Here is a 4,100-nt window from a genome sequence, read left to right as displayed (position 1 = left end):
GATCTTATTCTTCGTGCCGGTTAATTAGAATGCGGGGTTCATGACGCGCTTACTTTTAATTCAAGTTGATTTACGATGTAATGACTTAGGTTAGACGGTAGTGTTACTCGTTACTTAATTCGGAGTTAGCTGCCACTCATGTTGTGAGGAGGAGTGATAAATGGAATATCCACTTATAGGAGCATGTCAGTGCGGGCAAGTGACCTATGACTTGTATGAAAAACCACTAATGGTCTTTGCTTGTCACTGTACAGAGTGCCAAAAACTGTCTACCAGCCCATTTAGCATTACAGCAGTTGTCGATGCCGAGAAAATAGAGTTTTCTGGTCAACTGAAAACTTGGGAACGTTTAGCTGATAGTGGCAATCGTAATTGCGCGATGTTCTGTCCAAATTGTGGAAACAGAATTTACCATTTCAATCCAGATGCACCGCAAACGGTTAAATTAAAGTTAAAACCAACTGATATGTCGGCAGCTGATATTTTCGAACCTCAAGCACATGTTTGGGTTAGTGAAAAACTAGATTGGTACCAAATACCAACTAATGTAAAGGTTTTCCCTGAGCAGCCGGGGTAGCGGTGAGCAAGTGTTTAAGATATTAAAATACTTGTTCTAATCTATTGAGGTTTAGGGAGTTTCATTGCATTAACTTACTTTTGGCCAGAACTTTCATAGGTTGAATCTTTATCTGTGGCACTTTCTAACTCGAAAGTGCCCCATTATTGGCTAGACCTTTTACTCATTCACACCCTGTTCATGGGTTTTTACCATATTAAAACTTATCCACTCTTCTCATACTGTTAATCCCCGTGATGTTTCACGGGGGTAGATTCCACCTTTCTTTCAGCGTTAGCTACCTTAAGTTCTTTTTCAATCAGTTTGTAGGTGTTTGAGGGGTATAAAAAAGCCTCGCGCTTGGCGAGGCTTTGGTTATCTAAATGTTCTGGATGCATCTCGATAAAAGTTTTCATGACTGCCCAACGCCATTAAGGTCAGGACTAACGTCCCGTATTCATCGTAGTTGTACCCAAGCAAGGTGAGCTGCTTGTTCATCTTAAACTTGTGCACCCTAAGAAAAGACAAATCGCCTTTCTTCATCACGCCAATAAAAGGGTTTTCTATAACCTCTTTCACTGCTTTATCTAGATCTTGTTTTTGGTTTTTGTGTAGCTTTTTTACTGTCTTGGCAAATGTCGTAGTTTGCTCAATCTTTGTTACTTTCGCTAAATTCATAAGAGGTCGTATTCCCGTGCTCTAATTCGGCTTTAGCGATGATTGCCTGCAGTACGAACTCGTAGGTTAAGTCAGGGTTATCCTCCATGATCTTGCCTATTTTCGCCCAATGCTCAATTTGCTTGGGGGTCGTTCGATTTAAAGCTGTTCCAATGGTTGCAGCTCTATCTACTAGGCTCTCATCAAGTCTAACGCTTGTAGTAGCCATATGTATTACCTTGGTCATTTGTTTGTTGATGTCAATTGTAGCGCATTGCATCATATGTGGCAACTTGCAACAAAAGCCCTGCTAGTGGGCTTTTTCACTTCTCATAAGTGACAATGAACTTAACCTCTAAGGTCGTGCTCTTCTGATGGCTCCTCCATACCGGAGATAATGCATCATTTACTAAATTAGAAAAAGCTTCTGTCCAAAGGTGTGCCATGAAACTCGAAAATGCCCCATTAGAAGTTACGACCGATTGATTACTCATTTCAGAAACCTGTGATTTGGCTTACTTTTCCTTATGCAAACCACATCTACTGTATTGATATAAGTGTAACGGACCTAGGTATATTAATGTAACGCCAGTCTCTATAGCGGCAACTTGGTCGGCTCAAGGGTGGTATGGGACTCGTTGCACTTGGCGTTAATCTCTTATATTTTAGTAACTTAACATTTATGATCAAGGAGTAGACAATGAAGTTGAAAATAAGGGAAGCTTTACCAATATGTGCCATCATGTTGCTAACGGCATGTGGTGGTGACTCTGATAGTGCCGATGATGTAAATGCAGCAACACCAATCAATTCACCTACAGATGCTTTAAGTCAGTTAGTTTCGTCAGGAACGTACCCAGACTTAGACACTAGTGATTCGCTTACAGGTTCAGTCACCAATAACGAAGCCATTCGAGACGATATATTGGCATATATTGAAGCGGCTAACTTATCAGCAAGTCAAAAGACACAAGTTAAGAGTATTGCCAGAACTATCCAAGAAGCTGTCCTTGTTGATCATTCTGATATCGATGCAGTCCTCCAAGTTGATGAAGAGTCTACTGTAGCTATCGGTTGCTTGAGTTTAGCTTTTGATAACCCTGCCGATGCACATCAAATTCTAAAAGCGATAGAACATTACACAGCAAACACTCGTGAGCGCGCAGCGGCATATTCAGCGTTCAATGAAGCTCTTGATGGCACTGTGACGCGCCTACCATCTAATATCGATTGCGTGGAATGATGTATGAAAAAAATTATTATAACCGCTTTAGCTGCGTCAATCTCTTTCAATGTAAGTTCTGCAACAGTTTGTGAAGTACCAGGGTATGTCGTTGGCTTTTTTAATGGAGTGTGGAATACAAAAAATGAAGCGAAATTAGCGACATTTGAATTCCAAAAGCAAATTGGAAATGAGTACAATTCAGAGCCTGTAGCATACGAGACTTTTTATAACGTAACTGGTTCATCGGTTAGTGCATCAGCGTTTCAAGATATAGCAGAAGTATTTATTCAGCGAGCGGAAGAAATAGACCCCGATCTCGGCGGTAGATTTGATATCTTTTGGTCAGCAATTACTGGTGGTGGAGCTGATGGTTTCTTAGATAAAGTCTACAATATTGTCAGCGCCCCTAGTGACTTGGTGTTGGGGCTACTTACTGAGCTTTACGACTGGGCATCATCCCAAACAGTTGCACTTGTTAGTCATTTGTTTTCTTCACCGCCAACAGCAAGCGATTACGCTCGTCATAACACGAGGATTCAGACGTTAGGCACACAGGGCGCAAAAATGCTGTTTATCGCCCACTCCCAAGGTAATCTTTTTGCTAATAATGCCTACAACGCAGCATTGGAATTGGATAACCTAGATGAATCTAATCTTGGGGTAGTCCACATTGCACCAGCTTCACCACAACTGAATGGACCTTATACACTAGCCGATCTCGATTTGGTGATAAATGGTTTAAGAGCTGTAGGGACAGTGCCCGATACAAATGTCTCGATACCAGTCAGCCATTTAGAGGTTGATCCATCTGGTCACACTCTCATACAAACCTATTTAAATACTTCTTTACAACCAGCTGGAATGATAAGAAACGATCTCCAATCGGAGCTGGCGTCATTACAAACTCCTGAAGCAATCGCTTCTACAGGGTCGTTCACAGCAACACTCAGTTGGAATGGTCTAGGTGATGTTGATTTGCATACGTTTGAACCCAATGGGATGCAGGTGTACTACCAAAATAGGGTAGGTAACGTTGGTGAGTTAGATGTTGATAACACCAGCGGCTATGGGCCAGAGCATTACTTCGCCACTTGTGACAGAGACAGCCTCGAACTCGGGGTATATAGTATCGGTGTGAATAACTACGCTCGTGCAGAAGGTCGAATTGCAACTGTTCAAATATCGACAGGTAGTATTTCGGATGTTCTAACTAAGTCAGTTACACTTGGGGAAGCTCAAGGTTCATCAGAGAATGCCAACCCATTACACATGATGAATGTTGTGGTTTCTGAAAACGACAGTGGTGGCATTGAAATAGGGGCTTTCTAGTAACCTTAAAGGGCCGTTTACCTATAGTAATATAATCTGATAGCCCTACTAAAACATCATTTGATGTTTTAGTAGGGCATTGCGTTTGGTCTACCAATTTCCGATACATTGTATGATTCGGAGTAGTAAATTTTGTCCGAACGACTTAGTCGCCAATCTGAACGTAACTCGGAAATGTCCAGAGGCTTCATAGACCTGAAGTTTTACTCGTCGTCGCGACTCAAGGCGAGTTCCAATGATATATTTTGTAACTGCAAGCAATTAGCTTTGTCGATAAGAGCTGATAACAAAGAGAGCCAAAGCTGACTAAATTGATTAACCAATAACTTTCAA

The 4,100-nt window shown here is 41.5% G+C and carries 5 protein-coding genes; 3 read left to right on the top strand and 2 right to left on the bottom strand.

What is annotated here, in order from left to right; all coding sequences use genetic code 11:
• Positions 1-160: 160 nt before the first annotated feature.
• Positions 161-577 carry a GFA family protein gene (locus ACED60_RS25235; RefSeq protein WP_017102639.1) on the top strand — a complete coding sequence of 139 codons (417 nt, stop codon included), beginning with the start codon at positions 161-163 and terminating at the stop codon, positions 575-577.
• 354 nt (positions 578-931) lie between these two features.
• On the opposite strand, the gene ACED60_RS25230 is transcribed toward ACED60_RS25235, so the two are convergent.
• Positions 932-1,234, bottom strand: a complete 303-nt coding sequence (locus tag ACED60_RS25230) for a type II toxin-antitoxin system RelE/ParE family toxin (protein ID WP_017100444.1) — start codon at positions 1,232-1,234, stop codon at positions 932-934.
• On the bottom strand, positions 1,206-1,442 hold the full coding sequence (locus tag ACED60_RS25225) for a hypothetical protein (RefSeq protein ID WP_017100443.1): 237 nt from the start codon (positions 1,440-1,442) through the stop codon (positions 1,206-1,208). The genes ACED60_RS25230 and ACED60_RS25225 overlap by 29 nt, the downstream gene beginning before the upstream one ends.
• A gap of 471 nt (positions 1,443-1,913) precedes the next feature.
• On the opposite strand from ACED60_RS25225, the gene ACED60_RS25220 reads away from it, so the two are divergent.
• A complete protein-coding gene (locus ACED60_RS25220; RefSeq protein ID WP_017100441.1) occupies positions 1,914-2,456 on the top strand; it encodes a hypothetical protein in 543 nt (180 codons plus the stop codon).
• A gap of 3 nt (positions 2,457-2,459) precedes the next feature.
• A complete protein-coding gene (locus ACED60_RS25215; RefSeq protein ID WP_229648405.1) occupies positions 2,460-3,767 on the top strand; it encodes a YfaP family protein in 1,308 nt (435 codons plus the stop codon).
• Positions 3,768-4,100: the final 333 nt, after the last annotated feature.

Source organism: Vibrio sp. 1F279 (assembly GCF_041439815.1).
Taxonomy (GTDB): domain Bacteria; phylum Pseudomonadota; class Gammaproteobacteria; order Enterobacterales; family Vibrionaceae; genus Vibrio; species Vibrio tasmaniensis_A.
The sequence above is the reverse complement of the archived record's forward strand: the minus strand, read 5'-3'. Positions and strand labels throughout refer to the sequence as shown.

Coding starts and splice junctions, on each gene's coding strand:
- ACED60_RS25235 (WP_017102639.1), top strand. CDS start 161: ATGGAATATCCACTTATAGGAGCATGTCAGTGCGGGCAAGTGACCTAT.
- ACED60_RS25230 (WP_017100444.1), bottom strand. CDS start 1,234: ATGAATTTAGCGAAAGTAACAAAGATTGAGCAAACTACGACATTTGCC.
- ACED60_RS25225 (WP_017100443.1), bottom strand. CDS start 1,442: ATGGCTACTACAAGCGTTAGACTTGATGAGAGCCTAGTAGATAGAGCT.
- ACED60_RS25220 (WP_017100441.1), top strand. CDS start 1,914: ATGAAGTTGAAAATAAGGGAAGCTTTACCAATATGTGCCATCATGTTG.
- ACED60_RS25215 (WP_229648405.1), top strand. CDS start 2,460: ATGAAAAAAATTATTATAACCGCTTTAGCTGCGTCAATCTCTTTCAAT.